Raw genomic sequence first — 20,857 nt, 5'->3', positions numbered from 1 at the left:
GGTTACATTCCGAACCCGGAAGCTAAGCCTTTCAGCGCCGATGGTACTGCAGGGGGGACCCTGTGGGAGAGTAGGACGCCGCCGAACTCCTTTTAGGAAGAGCCCCGTGCCCTTGTGGCACGGGGCTTTTCTGCGTTTCCGGACCGGTTGTGGCCGGCCCCTCCCCGGCTGGCCATGGCCCTCTAAAGTCGGCCTGCAGCTTTGAGGGCCAGGTACGCATCGGCGAGGGCGGGTGCGAGGGCATCGGGCGGTGCGTCGACCACGACGACGCCCTGGCGCCTGAGCTGTTCCGCGGTGCGAAGGCGCCGGGCCTGGGCTTCGGCTCCGGCGGCCGCCTCGTATATCGCGTCCACTGTGCCCCGTGCCCGGGCCATTCCTCGACGTGCGGGTCAGCTACTGCCGCGAGCAGCACGGTGTGGAGCTGGGTGAGCCGGGAGAGTACCGGCAACAGCCCCTCCTCCACGGCCGCCGCGTCCAGACTGGTCAGAAGGACGACCAACGAACCACGAGGGGCATTTGCCAGAGCCGTGGCTACGAGACCTCGTGCATCGGTCTCCACGAGCTCCGGTTCGAGCGGTGCCAGCGCATCGACCACGGCTGCAAGGGCCTCCCCGGCCGCACGGCCCTGAACCCTCGCCCTGACGCGACGGCTGTAGGCGAGCAGGGCGACGCGGTCGCCGGCACGGGTCGCGAGAGCGGTGAGGAGCAGCGTCGCGTCCATCGCCGCGTCCAGGCGTGGAACGTCGCCGACCCGGCCTGCCGACGTACGGCCCGTATCGAGGACGAGAAGGATGTGCCGGTCGCGCTCGGGGCGCCAGGTCCGAACCGCGACTGCGGCCTGACGAGCGGTGGCCCGCCAGTCGATCGAGCGGATGTCGTCACCGGGGCGTAAGCGCGCAGGCTGTCGAACTCCGTACCCTCCCCACGGGCCAGGATGCTGGTACGGCCGTCCAGTTCGCGCAGCCTGGCGAGCCGCGACGGCAGATGCTTGCGACTCGTGAACGGCGGAAGGACGCGGATCGTCCACGGCACCTGGTGGTTGCCCTGGCGCGCAGCCAGTCCCAAAGGGCCGTACGAGCGGATGGTGATCTGCTCGGCTCGGCGGTCGCCTCGGCGTGTGGGACGCAGAAGGGTGCTCAGACGCCGTCGCTCGCCGGGCGGAACGGTCAGCGTGTGGCGGGAGGCGGATGGCTCGGTGTCGGGCAGCCAGCTGCTGGGAGGCCAGGCATCACGGAGGTGTGCCCGCAGCCGCCGACGGGAAGGATTGGTTACGGTGAGTTGCACTTCTGCCCCGTCACCGAGTCGAACGGATGTATCACCGGATCGGGTGAACTGAAGCGAACGCACTGGCGCTGCCAGGGCATAGTCGCACAGAATTGCCAGTGAAATCGGGGCATTGACCGCGAGCATTCCCGTCCAGCTCGGGGCCACGATGCCTACAGGGAGTGAGCCGATGGCGGCCAGCAGGGCGGCGCGTCCGGTGAGGGCCACGGTTCATCGCCTCATCGGGGTACGGGGACATGGGCGAGAACAGCGGTGATGACGGAGTCGGGGGTGACCCCTTCCATCTGCGCTTCCGGACGCAGTTGGATGCGGTGTCGGAGCGTGGGGAGGGCCAATGCCTTCACGTCGTCCGGAGTTACGTAGTCGCGGCCGGTGAGCCAGGCCCAGGCTCGGGCGGTTGACAGCAGTGCGGTGGCGCCTCGGGGTGAGACGCCGAGCGAGACCGAGGGGGAATCACGCGTGGCACGACAGATATCCACGACGTAGCCGGCGATCGCGGGGGAGACGATTGTCCCGGCGACCGCGATGCGGGCGGCTTCCAGATCGGCGGGACCGGCGACCGGGCGTATACCTGCCGCCTTCAGATCGCGCGGATCGAAACCGCCGGCGTGGCGGGTGAGGACGTTGATCTCGTCATCGCGGGTGGGAAGCGGGACCGTCAGCTTCAGTAGGAAACGGTCCAGTTGGGCCTCGGGAAGCGGGTAGGTGCCCTCGTACTCGACGGGGTTCTGCGTCGCGGCGACGAGGAAGGGCTCCGGCAGGGGGCGGGGCGTTCCATCGACGGTGACCTGACGCTCCTCCATTGCTTCCAGGAGGGACGACTGGGTTTTGGGAGGCGTCCGGTTGATCTCGTCGGCGAGGAGGAGGTTGGTGAAGACAGGGCCCGGCTGAAAGGAGAACTCGGCGGTGCGGGCGTCGTAGACGAGCGGCCCGGTGACGTCGCTGGGCATCAGGTCGGGGGTGAACTGCACGCGCTTGGTGCCGAGTTCGAGTGATGCGGCAAGGGCCCTGACGAGCAAGGTCTTGGCCACGCCGGGGACGCCTTCGAGTAGGACGTGGCCTCGGCAGAGGAGGGCGACGACCAGCCCGGTCACGGCTGGGTCCTGACCAACGACCGCCTTGGCGATCTCGGAGCGCAGCGCTTCCAGGGAGGCGCGGGCTGCTTCGTCGCCGCTGACGGTCCCGGTTGTGCCGGCGGGCACGGGTGGCGGGGCGCTCATGAGGTTCGGACCTCTCTTTCGAGGGAGTCGAGTTGGTCTGCCAGAAGTACGAGGGCGGCGTCCTCGGAGGGGGCCGGGCCGAAGAGCAGGTCGCTGACGGAACCGTGGGCATGGCCGAGGCGTGCCGACAGAGCGGGGAGGAGCACGGCGGGGGGTGGGCGTCTCGCGGGGAGACGCCCACGAGGGGCGCCACGTGGGTGCGGGTGGCGCGGCGGAGTGAGGCGGCGGCCCTGTCGCGTGTGTTGGCCTTGCGGTTGAGCCGGGCCCGGCCCTCGGTGGACTCGGAGGCCCGGATGGCCACCGGCAGGTGTTCGGTGACGAGGGGGCCCAGGCGCCGGGCCCGCCAGATCGCGGCGAGGACGGCGGCGAGTACGAGTTGCAGGGTGCCCCATAGCCAGCCGGACGTTGATCAGCTCGACGAAGCTGCTCTCACCGTCCACAGTGTCGCCGTTCGTAGCGCCGTCGTCGTCTGTGGTGCCGCCGGCGGAGGGATCAGTGAGTGAGGGGAGGTACCAGACCAGGTGTGGGCGGGAACCGAGGAGTTGAAGGGCCAGGGATGCGTTTCCCTGGTGGTCAAGGCGCTCGTTGTACAGGAAGTCGGGGGAACCGAGAAGGACGGTGTCACCCGATGCGGGCTGCCGCAGAAGGAGGACGGAGGGCAGACCGGCGGCTGGGTAGCAGGCGGTCGCGTCGAGACCGTCCGAGGCGTAGCGGATGCCGCCCGTCTCGACGGCTCCGGCTCTCAGGGCCGCAGCCATGGAACAGCCGGGGGGACGTGCCACCACGGAGGTGGAGGGCTCGGCACGGACGCCGGGGGCCAGTGTGCCCACGGAGCTGGGGCCCGCACCGAGGAGAACGGTGCGGCCGGCCGTGGCGGTGGTGGCTGCGCGCAGGGTGGTCTGCTGGTGAGGTGTCAGCAGGTTGGGAGCGGTGACGAGGAGCGTGGTGTCGGCTCCGGTTGCGGAGGCGGCGTCCTGAAGCGTGGTGACGACGCGGACGGATACGCCGTGATCCTTGAGGAGTTCCGCGATGGCCCTGCTGCCGTAGCGGTCCGCCGAGCGGCGGTCCGGTCGGGGCGGGGGTCCAGCAGTGTTCGCTCTTCGAGGGAACGGACGATCGCGCGCATCCGTTCCTGGACGGCCTGGTTCCAGCGGCCGGCGACGGCGTGGGCCTCGGCGGCGGTGCGGTGGTCCGCGGTACTGCGGGGGCCGTCTTCGAAGAGTGAGTCGGCGGGCCGTGCGCCGCGTTGCGGGACGCCGAGCCGCCACCAGAGCGCGGCGGCCAGAGCGATGACGATGAGGAGGAGAACGACCAATCCGGCCGGCCCGCCCGGGGAGGCCCCGGCGGCCGCCGAGAGGATGTCGCCGAACCAGTCCCACACATGGTCGAGAGCGCGTTGGAGGAGGTTCGGATCGTTCTCGTGGTACGCGCCCTTGGACAGTTCGCGCTTTGCCGCTTCCCGGGCCGGGAGGCGCCCGGTCTCCACGGGGGCGCCGCCGCTCGCCCGTATCAGCAGGAGTGCTGTCTCCCGCCCGCCCCCGACACGGTGTCAGCTCCTGTCGTCGTAGCCCGGCAGGCCCGCTGCCCTGGCGAGGTCGAGGTCGAGTGCCTCGCGGCGGATGCGCTGGTCCACGTAGAGCAGGGCCATGACGCCGGCGTAGAGGGGATAGGTGATCGTCGTGACGGCCACGTCGCCGATGGCGGAGATGATCAGGAACGGCCAGCCGAATCCGGTGGTGCTGCCGTCGAGGAAGGAGTCGAGAGTGCCGCCGTCGGCAGTGACCGCGATCAGGCCGAAGGGGATGCCGACCAGCATGGTCACGATGAATGTCAGAGCCAGGGCCAGGGCCAGGATGCCGAAGATCCGCCACCACGCGTCGCGGACCAGCTTGGCGGAGCGCCGCATGGACGCGGTGATCGATTGCCGTTCCAGCATCAGTGCCGGGGAGGCGAGGCTGAAACGGACCATCAGCCAGACGGAGACGACCGTTGCCGCGAGCAGGCCGAGAAACGCCAGGCCGACTCCCGCGGTGTCGCCGATCAGGAAGACCGGGAGGACGCCCGCGGCCATGACCGCCCCGCCCAGGACGGGAAGCAGGAGCGTCAGGCCCAGCAGGGGGAGCAGCCTGGGCCGGGCCTCGGCCCAGGCGTCGGACAGGGTGACCGGGCGCCCCAGCACCGAGCGGCTGATCACCACGGTGAGTACCGCCGTGATGAAGATCAGGGCCAGCATGAAGATGAACACGGACGGGGCGGTGTCGAGCAGGCTGAAGCGGAGCGAGTCCGCGGTCTGGCGCAGGGCCTCCGGGCCGGTGGCGTTCCGGTCCAACGTCGGAGGGTCGGGCAGCAGGTATCGCTGAACGAGGAGGTTGGCGGTCTGGGCGACCACGGAGACGGGGAGCGAGATGCCGAGGACCGCGCGCCAGTGGGCGCGCATGGCGGAGACGGCGCCGTCCAGGATCTCGCCGACGCCGAGCGGCCGGAGCGGGATGACACCGGGTTTCGCCGCGTCCGGGAGCCGGCCCCAGCCCGGACCTTGCGGGGAGGCGCCCCAGCCCTGCCCCTGCGGGGAGGCGCCCCAGCCGGGGCGGCGAGGCGGGGTGCCTGGGCCGGGCGCGGTGTGGCTCGGCGGGGACCACTGCCCGGCGGGCGGCTGCGTGGAAGCCCAGGTTCCCGCGGGTCCGCTGCCGTCGACGGGTTCGGAAGGCCGGGGAACGCCCGTCTCCTGGCCGTCGGAGGGGGCAGATCCGGGCGAGGCCCAGCCCGGAGTGTCGTTCATTCTTGCTCCTTCACGGTCCTGTCCGCGCATCGGGGCGTCAGGTTGGCAGCCATCGTGCCACGCGTTGCACAGGCGCGGGCCTGCCCTTGTATCTCCCCAGTCCCTTCATGTCCGGGCGAGTCACCGGGCAGACTGGGCGGATGGCTGATCAGGACGCGCAATCGCCGGTGGGCAGCGAGCCCGCCGGGCTATCCGTACTTCGCTGGGACGAACCTCCGGAAGGCCCCGTACTGGTGCTCCTCGACCAGACGCGGCTGCCGGCCGAGGAAACGGAGCTGGTGTGCACCGACGTGCCGGCACTGGTGGGCGCGATCAGGACCCTCGCGGTGCGGGGCGCTCCTCTGCTGGGCATCGCCGGGGCCTATGGGGTGGCTCTGGCCGCGGTGCGGGGTTACGACGTGGCGGAGGCCGCCGGGCTGCTGGAGCAGGCGCGGCCCACCGCGGTGAACCTCGGGTACGGGGTGCGGCGGGCTGCCGCGGCGTACTGGGCGGCTCTCGACGAGGGGGCGGGGCAGGAGCAGGCCGGGGCGGCCGCGTTGGCGGAGGCCAGGGCGCTGCACCGGGAGGATGCCGAGGCCAGCGGGCGGATGGCGCGGTTCGGTCTGGACCTGCTGGAGGAGCTGATTCCGGGCGGAGGCCATCGGCTGCTGACCCACTGCAATACCGGGGCGCTCGTCTCGGGGGGCGAGGGGACTGCCTTCGCGGTGGTGCTCGGCGCGCACCGGGAGGGCCGGCTGCGGCGGCTGTGGGTGGACGAGACCCGTCCGCTGCTGCAGGGCGCCCGGCTGACCGCGTTCGAGGCGTCGCGCAACGGCATGCCGTACAGCCTGCTCACGGACAACGCGGCCGGTTCGCTGTTCGCCGCGGGGGAGGTGGACGCGGTGCTGATCGGGGCGGACCGTATCGCCGCGGACGGTTCCGTGGCCAACAAGGTGGGGAGCTATCCGCTGGCGGTGCTCGCCAAGTACCACCACGTACCGTTCATCGTGGTGGCGCCGTTGACTACCGTGGATCTGCTCACTGTGGACGGGGCGTCGATCACCGTGGAGCAGCGTTCCGGGCGGGAAGTGACGGAGCTCACATTCTCGCCGCGCGGGGCCGGGGGCGAGGAAGTGGGCGGGGTGGCCGTGGCCCCGGTGGGAACCCAGTCGTACAACCCCGCCTTCGACATCACGCCGCCGGAACTGGTCACGGCGATCGTCACGGAGGAGGGCGTAATCTCGCCGGTCACGGGGGCCGGGCTGGCCGAGCTGTGTGCCAGATCATCGCAGGTAACGATTAGCTAATGGGATGATGTCGTTTATGAAGGGACGCGTCCTTGTCGTCGACGACGACACCGCACTGGCCGAGATGCTCGGGATTGTGCTGCGTGGTGAGGGTTTCGAGCCGTCGTTCGTAGCGGACGGCGACAAGGCACTTGCTGCATTTCGAGAGGCGAAGCCGGACCTGGTCCTGCTCGACCTCATGCTGCCCGGCAGGGACGGCATCGAGGTCTGCAGGCTGATCAGGGCCGAGTCGGGTGTGCCGATCGTCATGCTCACTGCCAAGAGCGACACGGTTGACGTGGTGGTGGGCCTGGAGTCCGGGGCCGACGACTACATCGTCAAGCCGTTCAAACCGAAGGAGTTGGTCGCCCGCATCAGGGCACGTCTGCGCAGGTCCGAAGAGCCTGCCCCGGAGCAGCTGACCATCGGGGACCTGGTCATAGATGTCGCCGGGCACTCGGTGAAGCGGGACGGGCAGTCCATCGCGCTGACGCCGCTGGAGTTCGACCTGCTGGTCGCGCTCGCCCGAAAGCCGTGGCAGGTCTTCACCCGGGAGGTTCTCCTGGAGCAGGTGTGGGGTTACCGCCATGCCGCGGACACCCGCCTGGTCAACGTGCACGTCCAGCGGCTCCGCTCCAAGGTCGAGAAGGACCCGGAGCGGCCGGAGATCGTGGTGACCGTCCGAGGTGTCGGTTATAAGGCCGGACCGAGCTGACATGTCCCTGGGTAGCACTGCTCCGAAGCCCGGGGAGCCGGGAGTCCGTGCGGAGCGGGCTGCCGGTTCAGGGCACACGTCGTCTCCCGTCGAGCGCTTCCTGCAGGGCGGCCGGTTGTTCCAGGACCGGGCGCCCGGCGGGCCGGTGCCGCGATTGCTGATGCGCTGGGTGCGGCGTCCGCTGCTGCCCGCCGTACGGCTGTGGCGGCGCAACCTCCAGCTGCGGGTCGTCGCCGGCACGCTGCTGATGTCACTCGGAGTGGTCCTGCTGCTCGGCCTCGTCGTGATCGGGCAGGTGCGCAACGGCCTGCTGGACGCGAAGGGCAAGGCCGCCCAGACACAGGCCGCCGGCGGGTTCGCGGCCGCCCAGGAGAAGGCCAACGCGCCTCTCACCCCCGCTACCGGCCAGGGCGACGACGCCGTGGACGGCACGACCGCCAACAACTCTTGGCGCACCGAGCTCGTCGACCAGCTCGCCAGTGGCGGGAAGAACGCCTTCAACGTGGTGGCGCTCAGCGCCGACGAGGGCTCCCGTGCGCCACGCGGCTCGGGAAGCGTCGAGGCCGCGAGCATTCCGCAGAGCCTGCGCGATTCGGTGAACAAGGGCCCCGGGGCCTTCCAGACGTACTCGTTGATCCAGTACGCCAACGGGCAGGAGTCGCAGCCCGGTCTCATCGTGGGCAAGCGCCTCTACGACATCGACCGCAATCCGTATCAGCTGTACTACGTCTTCCCGCTCACGCAGGAGGAGAAGTCCCTGACGCTGGTCAAGGGCACGCTGGCGACCGCGGGCCTGTTCGTGGTCGTGCTGCTGGGGGCCATCGCCTGGTTCGTGGTGAGGCAGGTCGTCACCCCCGTGCGCATGGCGGCGGGGATCGCCGAGCGGCTCTCCGCGGGCCGGCTCCAGGAACGGATGAAGGTCACCGGCGAGGACGACATCGCCCGGCTCGGTGAAGCCTTCAACAAGATGGCGCAGAACCTCCAGCTGAAGATCCAGCAGCTGGAGGAGCTGTCCCGGATGCAGCGGCGCTTCGTCTCGGACGTCTCGCACGAGCTGCGCACACCCCTGACGACGGTACGGATGGCCGCCGACGTCATCCACGAGGCGCGTGTCGACTTCGACCCCGTCACGGCCCGGTCCGCCGAGCTGCTGGGGGACCAGCTCGACCGCTTCGAGTCGCTGCTCTCCGACCTGCTGGAGATCAGCCGCTTCGACGCCGGCGCGGCCGCGCTGGAGGCGGAGCCGATAGACCTGCGGCAGGTCGTACGCCGGGTGATCGGCGGCGCCGAACCGCTGGCGGAGCGCAAGGGCACCCGTATCCGGGTGGTCGGGGACGAGCAGCCCGTGATCGCCGAGGCAGACGCGCGGCGGGTCGAGCGGGTCCTGCGCAACCTCGTCGTCAACGCGGTCGAGCACGGCGAGGGACGCGATGTCGTCGTGCGGATGGGCGCGGCGGGCGGAGCGGTCGCCGTCGCCGTCCGGGACTACGGCGTGGGGCTCAAGCCCGGCGAGGCGACCCGGGTCTTCAACCGCTTCTGGCGGGCCGACCCGGCCCGTGCGCGGACGACCGGCGGCACCGGCCTCGGCCTGTCCATCGCCGTCGAGGACGCCCGGCTGCACGGCGGCTGGCTGCAGGCATGGGGCGAGCCGGGCGGCGGTTCGCAGTTCCGGCTGACGCTGCCGCGTACGGCGGACGAGCCGCTGCGGGGCTCGCCCATACCGCTGGAGCCCGAGGACTCGCGGCGCAACCGGGAGAACCGGGACCGGGCCTCGGACCCGTCGGCCACCGGCAGCGAGCACAGGCTGCTGGCGGTGCCCTCACAGCACGCCACCACGGGCCGCTCACCGCTGCCCGTTCCGGACCGGGCCCCCCTGCGGGCCAGGACCGCGCCTGCCTCGGTGCACCCGGCGGCCCTGCCGGGCAACGGGGCGCGCGTGGTGCCGCGTCCCGCGGAGGAGCGGCCGGGTGCACCCAACGACTCTCCGGGGCGCGGTACCGGGGCGGGAGGACACGACTCGTGAACACTGACCGTCTTCACGGCGGCCGTGGGCGTACGGCGGGGATGACCGTGCTGATCGGGTGCGGCGCGCTGCTGCTGTCCGCGTGCGGCTCGATGCCCGTCACCGGGGACGTCAAGGCCGTCGACGCCTCGCAGCCCGGCGACTCCCAGGTCCAGGTGTACGCGGTCGCCCCGCGGGACGGCGCCACGCCGAACGAGGTGGTCGACGGCTTCCTGGAGTCGATGACCAGCGACGACTCCGACTTCCGGACGACGCGCAAGTACCTCACCAAGGAGGCGTCGCGCCGCTGGAAGCCGAGCGCGGAGACCACCGTGCTGGCCAAGGCGCCGAACCGGAGCGACCGGCCGGTCCACGACGGCGACCGCAGCACCACCGATGTCACCTACATCCTGACCGGGGAGAAGGTGGCGACGGTCGACGAGCAGAACGCGTACCAGCCGCTGGTCCCGTCCGACTACTCCCGCACGCTCCACCTGGTGCGGGAGAAGGGGCCGGACGGCAAGGAGTGGCGCATCGACCGCGTGCCGGACGGGCTGGTGCTCGGCCAGTCCGACTTCAAGCGGCTCTACCGCTCCGTCAACAAGTTCTACTTCGCGACCGGCCGGTCCGACGCGCAGGCCGCCCTCGTCGCCGACCCCGTCTACCTCCGCAACCGCACGGACCCCGCCACCGGGATGGACACGGTGACGCAGGCGGTGCGCAGCCTTCTGCGGGGCCCGACCGACTGGCTGCGGCCGGTGGTCGAGTCGCGCTTCCCCTCGGGGACCGGTCTGAAGAAGGGCGTCGCCTCCCTGACGCCCGACGACCGCAACGTCCTGAAGGTGCCGCTCGACAAGAAGGCCGACGGGGCCGGTCAGCGGTCCTGCCGGATGATGGCCTCGCAGGTCCTCTTCACGCTCCGCGACCTGACGTCCGCGCGGGTCGAACAGGTGGAGTTGCAGCGTTCGGACGGTTCGCCGCTGTGTGTGCTCGACGCGGACCAGGCCGAGGCGTACGCCCCCGACCGTTCCTCGGGCGGACCCGACAGCCAGTACTTCGTGGACGCCAAGGGGCGCGTGGAGCGCATCCCCGGCAGCACCAGGGGCAGCGGTGAACCGGAGCCGGTGGCCGGTCCCTTCGGCAGCGGTGCGCTGCGGGTGAGCGCGGTCGGCGTGGCCCGGGACGAGCAGTCGGCCGCGGCGCTCTCCCAGCACAACGACGCGCTCTACGTCACGTCCATAGCCGCCGACGGTGAGCTGCCCCTGCCCGCCGTGACGAGCAAGGCGGGCAACGCCGAGGACCGACTGACGGCGCCCAGCTGGGACGGCCGGGGCGACCTCTGGGTCGCCGACCGGGACCCGAAGAACGCCAGGCTCCTGCGCCTGCCCCACGGCAAGGGCAAGCCGCAGGAGGTCACCGTGCCGAGCCTCGACGACGGCAGCCGGATCGCGGCGCTGCGGCTGTCCTCGGACGGGGTGCGCATAGCCCTCCTGCTGACCAAGGACGGCCACACGACGCTGAAGATCGGCCGGGTCGAGCGGCAGGGTGCGCAGGACGACGCGCAGGTGTCCGTGGTGGACCTGCGGCAGGCGGCGCCGCAGCTCGCGGACGTGACGGCGGTGTCCTGGTCCGGCCGCAGCCGCCTCGTGGTGGTCGGCAAGGAGCAGGGCGGCGTGCAGCAGGTCCGCTATGTGCAGGCGGACGGCTCGACGCCCTCCTCGGGGGTGCTGCCCGGGGTCAACCAGGTGCTCGCCATCGCCGCCGCGGACGACGAGCAGCTGCCGCTGATGGCGGACACGTTCGGCGACGGGATAGTGAAACTGCTGCCGGGCGACAACTGGCAGACCGTTCTCAAGGAGGGCTCCGCGCTGGTCTACCCGGGCTGAGACCGGCGGTTTTCCACAGGGGTGGCCCGGCTGCCCCGGCGGGGGCACAGTGGTGTCATGCGTGGGTGGTGGCGGGAGATCACCGGACTCGTCCTGCCCGTCTCCTGTGGCGGCTGCGGCAGGGCGCGGACGGAGCTGTGCGACGCCTGCGGCGCGCAGCTGCACGGCGGAGCGCCGCGCCGGGTGCGCCCCGCGCCCGAGCCGCCCGGCCTGCCCGCGGTGCACGCCGCCGCCGGCTACGAGAACGCGGTACGGGCGGTGCTGCTGGCCCACAAGGAACGCGGGGTACTCGCCCTCGCGCGGCCCCTCGGCAGCGCCCTGGCGGTCGCGGTGCGGGCCGGGACGGGGCAGCTGGCCGACGGGCGGCCGCTGCTGCTGGTGCCCGTGCCGTCCACGCGGCGGGCGGTGGCGGCGCGCGGGCACGACCCGGTGCGGCGGATCGCATGGGCGGCGGCCGCGCACCTGCGGCGGGCGGGTACGTCGGCGACGGTGGCCGCGGTGCTGCGCCAGCGCCGGGCGGTGGTGGATCAGGCGGGGCTGACCGCCCGCGAGCGCCAGGCGAATCTGGCGGGGGCGTTGAGCGTGGTGAGCGGAGGCGGGCGGCTGCTCGGCCGCGGGCGGGTGGTGCTGGTGGACGACCTGCTGACGACGGGGGCCACGCTGGCCGAGGCGGCACGCGCGCTCGCCTGCGCCCAGGGGCCCGTCGGCACCGGCGTGATGGTGTGCGACGCGGCCGTCGTCGCGGCGCCCCCGGCGGCTTTCGACGCAGCATGTCCCGTTGCCCGCGAAATAAACCGGAACTGAAACTGGACTTGCATCGTTGCAGGTAGTGAGTGGGTAAAGAGACCTGAACGGAGGTACGCGCGAGTAGCGGGTGCCGACATCCGTCCGAGCAGGCTATGTTCGGTTGTGAGGAATGGTGAATGCCGGGCCTCGACGAATGCACCACCAGGTTTCGGGCAGGCGACCCACCGGTCGAGAAACCGGAAATTCGGTGGGGTGGAGACCTTGCCGACGGGGGAGGAGGAGGTGGAAGTCACCGAGTCCGCGGCTCCGGTCATCACCGGAGCCAGGTGCAAAAGGGAGATGCTCCGCCATTGAGCGGGGCGATCCGGGAACGGAGTTCTGCGTGGACATCGTCGTCAAGGGCCGCAAGACCGAGGTGCCCGAGCGGTTCCGCAAGCACGTGGCCGAGAAGCTGAAGCTGGACAAGATCCAGAAGTTCGACGGCAAGGTGATCAGCCTCGACGTGGAGGTGTCCAAGGAGCCGAACCCTCGTCAGGCAGACCGCTGCGACCGGGTGGAGATCACGCTCCGCTCGCGCGGACCGGTCATCAGGGCAGAAGCGGCCGCAGGCGACCCGTACGCAGCGCTGGACCTGGCCACCGGCAAGCTGGAGGCCCGGCTGCGCAAGCAGCACGACAAGCGCTACAGCCGCCGGGGCGCGGGGCGCATCCCCGCTGCGGAGGTCGGCGAAATGGTGCCGGACGCGGCATCGTTCAACGGCGACGGCGAACTGATCGCCGACGAGACGGCACAGCCCGCACCCACCACCAGGGTCGGCTCGCTCGAAGTACAGGGCGAAGGGCCGCTGGTGATGCGCGAGAAGACGCACGTCGCGGCGCCCATGTCGCTCGACCAGGCGCTCTACGAGATGGAGTTGGTCGGACACGACTTCTATCTGTTCGTCGACAACGAGACGAAGGAGCCCAGTGTCGTCTACCGGCGGCACGCCTACGACTACGGTGTCATTCATCTGAGGACCGACCCGCTGGCCGCCGACGAGGCGGGCGGCGCCGGCGGTGCGCTCGGCGGCTGACGCCACCACTTCATGGTGCCCCTGGAGCGTCTGTGCGCCCCCAGGGGCACCCGTGTGCCACCGCGGGATCACCGCGGGATCACCGCGCTGAGCGTCCCGGCATGAAATCATGGCGGCCCGAGCCAATCGGTGTTCTGTGAACTGCCGTTGGCGGACAGTTCGTGAACTTCAGGCCGTGGCCTTCAGGGGGAGGAACGATGGCGGATACCTTCGGGCCCGTGCGCGACGCGAGGGGTGCCGACGACGCGGCGGCCGTCCTGGCCGGCGAGGACCGGCACAACGGCTACCGCAAGGAGCCGATCCGGGTCCTGGTGGTCGACGACCACGCCCTCTTCCGCAGGGGCCTGGAGATCGTCCTCGCGCACGAGGAGGACATCGAGGTCGTCGGTGAGGCGGGCGACGGCGCCGAGGCGGTCGACAAGGCGGCCGACCTGCTGCCGGACATCGTGCTGATGGATGTCCGGATGCCCCGGCGGGGCGGCATCGAGGCATGCACCTCCATCAAGGAGGTGGCCCCCAGCGCGAAGATCATCATGCTGACGATCAGCGACGAGGAGGCCGATCTCTACGACGCCATCAAGGCCGGCGCCACGGGCTATCTCCTCAAGGAGATCTCCACGGACGAGGTCTCCACCGCGATCCGCGCGGTCGCCGACGGGCAGTCCCAGATCAGTCCGTCCATGGCGTCCAAACTGCTCACCGAGTTCAAATCGATGATCCAGCGCACCGACGAACGCCGACTGGTACCGGCGCCCCGGCTCACCGAGCGCGAACTCGAAGTCCTCAAACTGGTCGCCACCGGCATGAACAATCGCGATATCGCGAAGCAACTGTTCATTTCCGAGAACACCGTGAAGAACCACGTGCGCAACATTCTGGAGAAGCTCCAGCTGCACTCCCGCATGGAAGCGGTGGTCTATGCCATGCGGGAGAAGATCCTCGAGATCAGGTGACCGGCGCGCGCACAACGCGGTGACCGGCACGGGGCAAAGCGCGGTCAGGCCAGGAAGCGGGTGATTTCCGCCGCGAGCGGCCCGCGCAGCTCCGGCGCCTCCACCCGCTCCAGCCGCACGTCCGTGCAGCCGACCCAGGAAGCCGCCTCCACCAGGGCCTCCGCCATCGGCGCCACGGCCTTCACGCCCGCCAGCGACACCTGCCGGGCGATCAGCGTGCTGCCGTCGCGGGCCGGGTCGACCCGGCCCTGAAGCTTTCCGCCGGCCAGCAGCGGCATCGCGAAGTAACCGTGAATCCGCTTCGGCTTGGGCACGTACGCCTCAAGGCGGTGCGTGAAGCCGAAGATCCGCTCGGTGCGCGCACGCTCCCAGACCAGCGAGTCGAACGGCGACAGCAGCGTCGTGCGGTGCCGCCCGCGCGGTTCGACGGCCAGCGCCGCCGGGTCCGCCCAGGCCGGCTTCGCCCAGCCCTGCACGGACACCGGCACCAGACCGGAATCCGCCACCACCGCGTCGAACTGCTCCCCCTTGAGCCGGTGGTAGTCCGCGATGTCCGCCCGGGTGCCCACGCCCAGCGACTGCCCCGCGAGCGCCACCAGCCGGCGCAGGCACTCCGCGTCGTCCAGGTCGTCGTGCAGTACGGCGTCGGGCAGGGCGCGCTCCGCGAGGTCGTAGACCCGCTTCCAGCCGCGCCGCTCGGTGCACACCACCTCGCCGTACATCAGGGCGCGCTCGACGGCCACCTTCGACGCCGACCAGTCCCACCACTCCCCGCCGTTCTTCGCGCCGCCCAGCTCCGTCGCCGTCAGCGGCCCCTCGGCGGTGAGCTGCTTGATGACGGTGTCGTACGCGCCGTCCGGCAGGTCGTGGTGCCACTGCGGCCGCGCGCGGTAGGCGCGGCGGCGGAACGCGAAGTGCGGCCACTCCTCGACGGGCAGGATGCACGCCGCGTGCGACCAGTACTCGAAGGCGCGGCCGCCCGACCAGTACGCCTCCTCGACCGTGCGCCTGCCGATCGCGCCCAGGCGCGCGTACGGGATCAGCTCGTGCGAACGGGCCAGCACCGAGATCGTGTCCAGCTGTACGGCGCCGAGGTGCCGCAGCACGCCGGGCACCCCCGCCCGGCGGTCCGGGGCGCCCAGGAATCCCTGGGCGCGCAGGGCGATCCTGCGTGCCTGGTCGGCGGAGAGTTCGACTGCGGGTGGCTGCACAGACGTCATGCTCCGCACTCTAGGGGGCGGCACTGACATCGACGGGTGGTGCCGGACAGGGGGGATCACCCCGGAACGTTACGGGGTGGGCGCCGGGACATAGGCCCGGCTGCCGGCCAGGCCGAGGTCGGAGGGGAGCAGCGCGCCCACCCACGTATCGCGGCGCACCCCCTTGTTGAGCAGCCCCGAGCGCTGGTCGCCCTCCATCCGGAAGCCCGCCTTCAGCGCGACGGCCCGCGACGGGACGTTGCCGGTCTCGGCCTTCCACTCCAGCCGGTCGCAGCCGAGCGCGGTGAAGCTCCAGCGGGCGGCGCACAGGACCGCCTCGGTCGTGTAGCCGCGGCCCCGCTGCTCCTTCGCGGTCCAGAAGCCGACCTCGTACGTGCCCGGGCCGCTGCGGCTGTTGATGCCGAGCGCGCCTATCAGGGGCCCGCCCTCGCGCGGCAGCACGGCGAAGTTGTACATCGAGTCGTCCTGCCAGCCGTCGGGACAGAGCCGGGCGGTGAAGAGCTCCGCGTCGGGCCGCCCGTACGGCGAGGGGACCACCGTCCAGCGCTGGATGTCGGGGTCCTGGCAGGCGTCGTACACCGCGTCCGCGTCGGCCGGGACGAAGGGGCGCAGCAGCAGGCGGTCGGTGGTGAGGGTGATCGGTTCCATGAAGGGATTCTGGTGATGCGGCGGCCGGGAGGCGAGGACTTTTCGCGTTTCCCGGCACCTTCCGCGCCCTTCGTCCGTTGACTCGGGAGGGCACCGCGGGGACAACGCGGTGGCAGCCCTCCCGGCGCGGCGGGGTCCTCGCTTACGATGGCCGTTGCGGTGGGGCCCACCTGCCGTGCCCGCGCCAGAGTCCATAACACGACCCAGTGCCAGGCCCGACCGGCAAGGAGACCAACCTCAGTGTCCGTCTTCCACAAGCTCATGCGTGCAGGCGAAGGCAAGATCCTGCGCAAACTGCACCGCATCGCGGACCAGGTCAGCTCCATCGAAGAGGACTTCGTCAACCTCTCCGACGCCGAGCTGCGGGCGCTCACCGACGAGTACAAGGAACGGTACGCGGACGGCGAGAGCCTGGACGACCTGCTCCCCGAGGCGTTCGCGACCGTCCGCGAGGCGGCCAAGCGCGTCCTCGGCCAGCGCCACTACGACGTCCAGATCATGGGTGGCGCCGCGCTGCACCTGGGCTACGTGGCGGAGATGAAGACCGGTGAGGGCAAGACCCTCGTCGGCACGCTGCCCGCGTATCTCAACGCCCTGTCCGGCGACGGCGTGCACCTGATCACGGTGAACGACTACCTCGCCTCGCGCGACTCCGAGATGATGGGCCGGGTCCACAAGTTCCTCGGCCTCTCCGTCGGCTGCATCATCGCGAACATGACTCCGGCCCAGCGCCGCGAGCAGTACGCCTGCGACATCACGTACGGCACGAACAACGAGTTCGGCTTCGACTACCTCCGCGACAACATGGCGTGGTCGAAGGACGAGCTGGTCCAGCGCGGCCACAACTTCGCGATCGTCGACGAGGTCGACTCGATCCTCGTGGACGAGGCCCGTACGCCGCTGATCATCTCCGGCCCGGCCGACCAGGCCACCAAGTGGTACGGCGACTTCGCCAAGCTGGTCACCCGCCTGGCCAAGGGCGAGGCGGGCAACCCGCTCAAGGGCATCGAGGAGACCGGCGACTACGAGGTCGACGAGAAGAAGCGGACCGTCGCGATCCACGAGCCCGGCGTCGCCAAGGTCGAGGACTGGCTCGGCATCGAGAACCTGTACGAGTCGGTGAACACCCCCCTCGTCGGGTACCTCAACAACGCCATCAAGGCCAAGGAACTCTTCAAGAAGGACAAGGACTACGTCGTCATCGACGGCGAGGTCATGATCGTCGACGAGCACACCGGCCGCATCCTCGCCGGCCGCCGCTACAACGAGGGCATGCACCAGGCGATCGAGGCGAAGGAAGGGGTGGACATCAAGGACGAGAACCAGACGCTCGCCACGATCACCCTCCAGAACTTCTTCCGCCTCTACGGCAAGCTCTCCGGCATGACCGGTACGGCGATGACCGAGGCCGCCGAGTTCCACCAGATCTACAAGCTGGGCGTCGTGCCGATCCCGACGAACCGGCCGATGCAGCGCGCCGACCAGTCGGACCTCATCTACCGCACCGAGGTCGCCAAGTTCGCCGCGGTCGTGGACGACATCGCCGAGAAGCACGAGAAGGGGCAGCCGATCCTGGTCGGCACCACCTCCGTCGAGAAGTCCGAGTACCTCTCGCAGCAGCTCTCCAAGCGCGGTGTCCAGCACGAGGTGCTCAACGCCAAGCAGCACGACCGGGAGGCGACGATCGTCGCCCAGGCCGGCCGCAAGGGCGCGGTGACCGTCGCGACGAACATGGCCGGACGAGGCACCGACATCAAGCTCGGCGGCAACCCCGACGACCTCGCCGAGGCCGAGCTGCGCCAGCGGGGCCTCGACCCCGTCGAGCACGTCGAGGAGTGGGCGGCCGCCCTTCCCGCCGCGCTGGAGAAGGCCGAGGAGGCCGTCCGCGCGGAGTTCGAGGAGGTCAAGGAGCTGGGCGGGCTGTACGTCCTCGGTACGGAGCGGCACGAGTCGCGTCGTATCGACAACCAGCTGCGCGGCCGTTCCGGCCGTCAGGGCGACCCGGGCGAGTCCCGCTTCTACCTGTCGCTCGGCGACGACCTGATGCGGCTGTTCAAGGCGCAGATGGTCGAGCGCGTCATGTCGATGGCCAACGTGCCGGACGACGTGCCGATCGAGAACAAGATGGTCACGCGGGCGATCGCGTCGGCGCAGTCGCAGGTCGAGCAGCAGAACTTCGAGACGCGTAAGAACGTCCTGAAGTACGACGAGGTGCTCAACCGGCAGCGCGAGGTCATCTACGGCGAGCGGCGCCGGGTCCTGGAGGGCGAGGACCTCCAGGAGCAGATCCGCCACTTCATGGACGACACGATCGACGACTACATCCGCCAGGAGACGGCGGAGGGCTTCGCCGAGGAGTGGGACCTCGACCGGCTGTGGGGCGCGTTCAAGCAGCTCTACCCGGTGAAGGTCACGGTCGCCGAGCTGGAGGAGGCCGCGGGAGACCTGGCCGGGGTCACCGCGGAGTTCATCGCCGAGTCGGTCAAGGACGACATCCACGAGCAGTACGACGAGCGGGAGAAGACGCTCGGCTCCGAGATCATGCGTGAGCTGGAGCGGCGCGTGGTGCTGTCGGTCCTGGACCGCAAGTGGCGTGAGCACCTCTACGAGATGGACTACCTCCAGGAGGGCATCGGCCTGCGGGCCATGGCGCAGAAGGACCCGCTGGTCGAGTACCAGCGCGAGGGCTTCGACATGTTCAACGCCATGATGGAGGGCATCAAGGAGGAGTCCGTCGGCTACCTGTTCAACCTGGAGGTCCAGGTCGAGCAGCAGGTCGAGGAGGTGCCCGTCCAGGACGAGGCGACGTCGCTGACCAAGGAGGACTCGGTGCCGGCCGCGCGGCCGGAGATCCGGGCCAAGGGGCTGGATGCTCCGCAGCGGCCGGACCGGCTGCACTTCTCCGCTCCCACGGTCGATGGGGAGGGCGGGGTGGTCGAGGGTGACTTCTCCAACGGGGACGGTGCGGGTGCCGGTGCCGGTGCGGGGTCGGATGGGCTTACTCGGGCGGAGCGGCGGAAGGCGCAGAAGGCCGGGGGCGGGGGGCGGCGGCGCAAGAAGTAGCTTGCGCTGACGTTCTGGGTTTGTGGCCGGGCCGGGCACCGATGGGTGCCCGGCCCGGCCGTTGTTGCGCCTGCGGCGGGCCTTGTCCCCTACCCGCCCCTTCCCGAAACCGGGGCGCCGCCCCGGACCCCGCGCCTCAAACGCCGGCGGGGCTGGGTGTGCGGGGTGCTGCCCCGGCCCCGCGCCTCAAGCGTCGGCGGGGCTGGGTGTGCGGGGTGCTGCCCCGGCCCCCGCGCCTCAAACGCCGGCGGGGCTGGGAGGTGTCACGCGGGGTGGGAGGGCCTGGTGGGCCATGCTGGCTCCCCCCGCCCCTCGGGGCCCTTCGAGCCCCTCGGGCCCTGGAGGGGCCCTGCGAGCCCTTCCCGGCCTCGTAGAGCCCCGGCGAGCCATCCCGGCGCCCTTGTCGGCCCCCGCGCCCTCCTCCGGGGCCTCTGAGGGCCCCCTGCGACCCTCCCGTGCCCCCGAGAGCCCCTGTGAACCCTTCCCGGGCCCTATGGAGCCCCGACGAGCCTCCCGGGGCCCCCAACGGGGCCCGCCGCGCCCTCCGCACCCCCAGCGGTGCCCGCCGCGCCCCCGGGGCCCCCAGCGGGGCCCGCCGCGCCCTCCGCACCCCCAGCGGTGCCCGCAGCGCCTTCCCGGACCCCAGCGGGGCCCATCGCGCCCTCCGCACCCCAACAGCGGGGCCGCGCGCACCTCCCGGCCCCCCGAGCGCGCACGCCCCGGCGGGTCGTGGCCCCGGTGTCCCCGGTCGTTCATCGCGTCCGCATCGGGGTGTTGCCCAGTTCCACCGCCGCGCAGCGCCAGCGGAGGTCCGGGCCCTGTTCCAGGCGGAAGGCCATGGCGCGTACCTCTTCGCCGGCGGCGATGCTGGCGCAGGCTTCCACTACGCCGGGGGCCGGCTGGGCGCCTCGGCACATGCGGATGACCGGGCGGGTGCCCCGGGTCCTGAGGGGGGTGGTGGGGGCCAGTTCGGCCAGTTGGTCGTAAGCATCGCCGATGGTGTGGCCGAGCATCCAGTGGACCGGGCGCTGGCCGCTCAGGACCGCCAGCAGGCGTTCCGCGAACCAGTGGTGGGGGCGCATGCGCCTCGGGGTCCGGTGGCGTTGGGCGGGTACGGCTTCGGGCCTGCGTGCGTCGTGCCGTCCTGCGGGCCGGGTCCTGTTCATGGTCATCGCTGTCGCCCCCGTGCTCCAGAGGCCCGGTGAATACCGGGCGGTAACTTCTGCTGGTGATCTTCTACGGGGGCGCGGGGGCCGCCGCAAGCGGCCGTGCGCCCGGTCGGGTGCCGCCTCGAATTCACCTATCCGGGTGGTCGGGACCGTCCGGAGCGGGGGCCTGGGGCGGGGTGGGCAGGGTGAGCGGGCGTCGCCGGGTGGACGGGAGCGGGCCCGTACGCGTAACCCCAAAGGGGGACGCCGCACGTATCCTGAGGGCGTCTCCGACTACGAAAGCGGCTCAGTCATGCGCGTGTACGTCCCCCTGACCATCGCCGGGCTCGCAGCGGCGCACCGGGCCGGCGAACTCGGGCCCGGTCCGCTCACCGCCTACGCGGTGACCCCCGCCCTGCGCGAGTGGTACGTCTCCGACGACATCGAGGAGCTGGAGTACGCGGCGCTCAACCGGGCCGCGTCCGCCTCGCTGCGGCTGATCGCCGGGGACCCGCAGGCCGCCCGGCGGCGGGTCGTCGTCGCCGTGGACGTCCCGGACGGTGCCGCGGTCGCCGACCCGGACCACATCCTCGACGCCTCCTCGCTCGGCGAGGTCACGGTCGCCGGCGCCGTGCGGCTGACCGACGCCGCCGCGGTCCACGTCGACTCCGACGACGCGGACAAGGACGTCACGGCGGCCGCCGCCGCGCTCGGAGCGGCGGACCTCGGGGACGACGACGCGCAGTTCACCGTGGACGGCGCCGAGGACCACGAACTGCTCTGGTTCGGGGTGCAGGAGATTCCCGGTCTGATCGGGTAGCCGGCCGGTTGTCAGTGGGGGCGAGTATTTTTCTG

Annotated in this window: 16 protein-coding genes, 1 rRNA gene and 1 pseudogene; 10 read left to right on the top strand and 8 right to left on the bottom strand. The window is 71.1% G+C overall.

Annotated features, from left to right (window positions below):
• A 5S ribosomal RNA gene (rrf, locus tag E6R18_RS19145) occupies window positions 1-87 on the top strand; the annotation flags it as partial.
• A gap of 95 nt (window positions 88-182) precedes the next feature.
• Here rrf and E6R18_RS19140 read toward each other — a convergent pair.
• The 5 genes and pseudogenes from E6R18_RS19140 to E6R18_RS19120 all read right to left on the bottom strand — a co-directional run bounded on the left by E6R18_RS19140 (window position 183) and on the right by E6R18_RS19120 (window position 5,283).
• A pseudogene (locus tag E6R18_RS19140) lies at window positions 183-1,491 on the bottom strand (DUF58 domain-containing protein).
• 11 nt (window positions 1,492-1,502) lie between these two features.
• Window positions 1,503-2,504, bottom strand: a complete 1,002-nt coding sequence (locus tag E6R18_RS19135; protein WP_136318110.1) for a MoxR family ATPase — start codon at window positions 2,502-2,504, stop codon at window positions 1,503-1,505.
• The gene (locus tag E6R18_RS19130; protein ID WP_240799788.1) at window positions 2,501-3,535 is read right to left on the bottom strand and encodes a DUF4350 domain-containing protein; all 1,035 of its coding nucleotides are present in this window, start codon (window positions 3,533-3,535) and stop codon (window positions 2,501-2,503) included. Before E6R18_RS19130 ends, E6R18_RS19135 begins: the two co-directional genes overlap by 4 nt.
• Window positions 3,418-3,990 carry a hypothetical protein gene (locus E6R18_RS19125; protein WP_240799787.1) on the bottom strand — a complete coding sequence of 191 codons (573 nt, stop codon included), beginning with the start codon at window positions 3,988-3,990 and terminating at the stop codon, window positions 3,418-3,420. Before E6R18_RS19125 ends, E6R18_RS19130 begins: the two co-directional genes overlap by 118 nt.
• Before the next feature lie 63 nt (window positions 3,991-4,053).
• Window positions 4,054-5,283 (bottom strand): glycerophosphoryl diester phosphodiesterase membrane domain-containing protein, encoded by a 1,230-nt coding sequence (locus E6R18_RS19120; RefSeq protein ID WP_136318109.1) that lies wholly within the window; start codon window positions 5,281-5,283, stop codon window positions 4,054-4,056.
• 140 nt (window positions 5,284-5,423) lie between these two features.
• On the opposite strand from E6R18_RS19120, the gene mtnA reads away from it, so the two are divergent.
• The 7 genes from mtnA (at window position 5,424) to E6R18_RS19085 (ending at window position 13,923) form a co-directional block, all read left to right on the top strand.
• On the top strand, window positions 5,424-6,569 hold the full coding sequence (gene mtnA / locus E6R18_RS19115; RefSeq protein WP_136318108.1) for an S-methyl-5-thioribose-1-phosphate isomerase: 1,146 nt from the start codon (window positions 5,424-5,426) through the stop codon (window positions 6,567-6,569).
• A 4-nt stretch (window positions 6,570-6,573) separates the two neighbouring features.
• On the top strand, window positions 6,574-7,263 hold the full coding sequence (gene mtrA / locus E6R18_RS19110) for a two-component system response regulator MtrA (RefSeq protein WP_005316841.1): 690 nt from the start codon (window positions 6,574-6,576) through the stop codon (window positions 7,261-7,263).
• A gap of 1 nt (window position 7,264) precedes the next feature.
• Window positions 7,265-9,286 carry an MtrAB system histidine kinase MtrB gene (gene mtrB / locus E6R18_RS19105; protein WP_136318107.1) on the top strand — a complete coding sequence of 674 codons (2,022 nt, stop codon included), beginning with the start codon at window positions 7,265-7,267 and terminating at the stop codon, window positions 9,284-9,286.
• A gap of 41 nt (window positions 9,287-9,327) precedes the next feature.
• Window positions 9,328-11,151 carry an LpqB family beta-propeller domain-containing protein gene (locus E6R18_RS19100; protein ID WP_136318115.1) on the top strand — a complete coding sequence of 608 codons (1,824 nt, stop codon included), beginning with the start codon at window positions 9,328-9,330 and terminating at the stop codon, window positions 11,149-11,151.
• A gap of 57 nt (window positions 11,152-11,208) precedes the next feature.
• The gene (locus tag E6R18_RS19095) at window positions 11,209-11,955 is read left to right on the top strand and encodes a ComF family protein (RefSeq protein WP_136318106.1); all 747 of its coding nucleotides are present in this window, start codon (window positions 11,209-11,211) and stop codon (window positions 11,953-11,955) included.
• Window positions 11,956-12,280: 325 nt separating this feature from the next.
• Window positions 12,281-12,970, top strand: coding sequence for a ribosome-associated translation inhibitor RaiA (gene raiA, locus E6R18_RS19090; RefSeq protein ID WP_136318105.1), 690 nt, complete (start codon window positions 12,281-12,283; stop codon window positions 12,968-12,970).
• Between the two features lie 197 nt (window positions 12,971-13,167).
• On the top strand, window positions 13,168-13,923 hold the full coding sequence (locus tag E6R18_RS19085) for a response regulator transcription factor (protein WP_136318104.1): 756 nt from the start codon (window positions 13,168-13,170) through the stop codon (window positions 13,921-13,923).
• A gap of 44 nt (window positions 13,924-13,967) precedes the next feature.
• On the opposite strand, the gene E6R18_RS19080 is transcribed toward E6R18_RS19085, so the two are convergent.
• On the bottom strand, window positions 13,968-15,143 hold the full coding sequence (locus E6R18_RS19080) for a crosslink repair DNA glycosylase YcaQ family protein (RefSeq protein WP_136318103.1): 1,176 nt from the start codon (window positions 15,141-15,143) through the stop codon (window positions 13,968-13,970).
• A gap of 69 nt (window positions 15,144-15,212) precedes the next feature.
• Entirely contained in the window at window positions 15,213-15,791 is a 579-nt protein-coding gene (locus tag E6R18_RS19075; RefSeq protein WP_136318102.1) for a GNAT family N-acetyltransferase, read from the bottom strand.
• A gap of 240 nt (window positions 15,792-16,031) precedes the next feature.
• Here E6R18_RS19075 and secA point away from each other — a divergent pair, with 240 nt between their 5' ends.
• The gene (gene secA, locus E6R18_RS19070) at window positions 16,032-18,854 is read left to right on the top strand and encodes a preprotein translocase subunit SecA (RefSeq protein ID WP_136318101.1); all 2,823 of its coding nucleotides are present in this window, start codon (window positions 16,032-16,034) and stop codon (window positions 18,852-18,854) included.
• A gap of 752 nt (window positions 18,855-19,606) precedes the next feature.
• On the opposite strand, the gene E6R18_RS19060 is transcribed toward secA, so the two are convergent.
• Entirely contained in the window at window positions 19,607-20,026 is a 420-nt protein-coding gene (locus E6R18_RS19060; RefSeq protein ID WP_136318099.1) for an Rv3235 family protein, read from the bottom strand.
• A 289-nt stretch (window positions 20,027-20,315) separates the two neighbouring features.
• On the opposite strand from E6R18_RS19060, the gene E6R18_RS19055 reads away from it, so the two are divergent.
• Window positions 20,316-20,822, top strand: coding sequence for a hypothetical protein (locus E6R18_RS19055; RefSeq protein ID WP_136318098.1), 507 nt, complete (start codon window positions 20,316-20,318; stop codon window positions 20,820-20,822).
• Window positions 20,823-20,857: the final 35 nt, after the last annotated feature.

The sequence above is a fragment of the Streptomyces sp. A1277 genome (assembly GCF_004795015.1).
Taxonomy (GTDB): Bacteria; Actinomycetota; Actinomycetes; order Streptomycetales; family Streptomycetaceae; genus Streptomyces.
The sequence above is the reverse complement of the archived record's forward strand: the minus strand, read 5'-3'. Positions and strand labels throughout refer to the sequence as shown.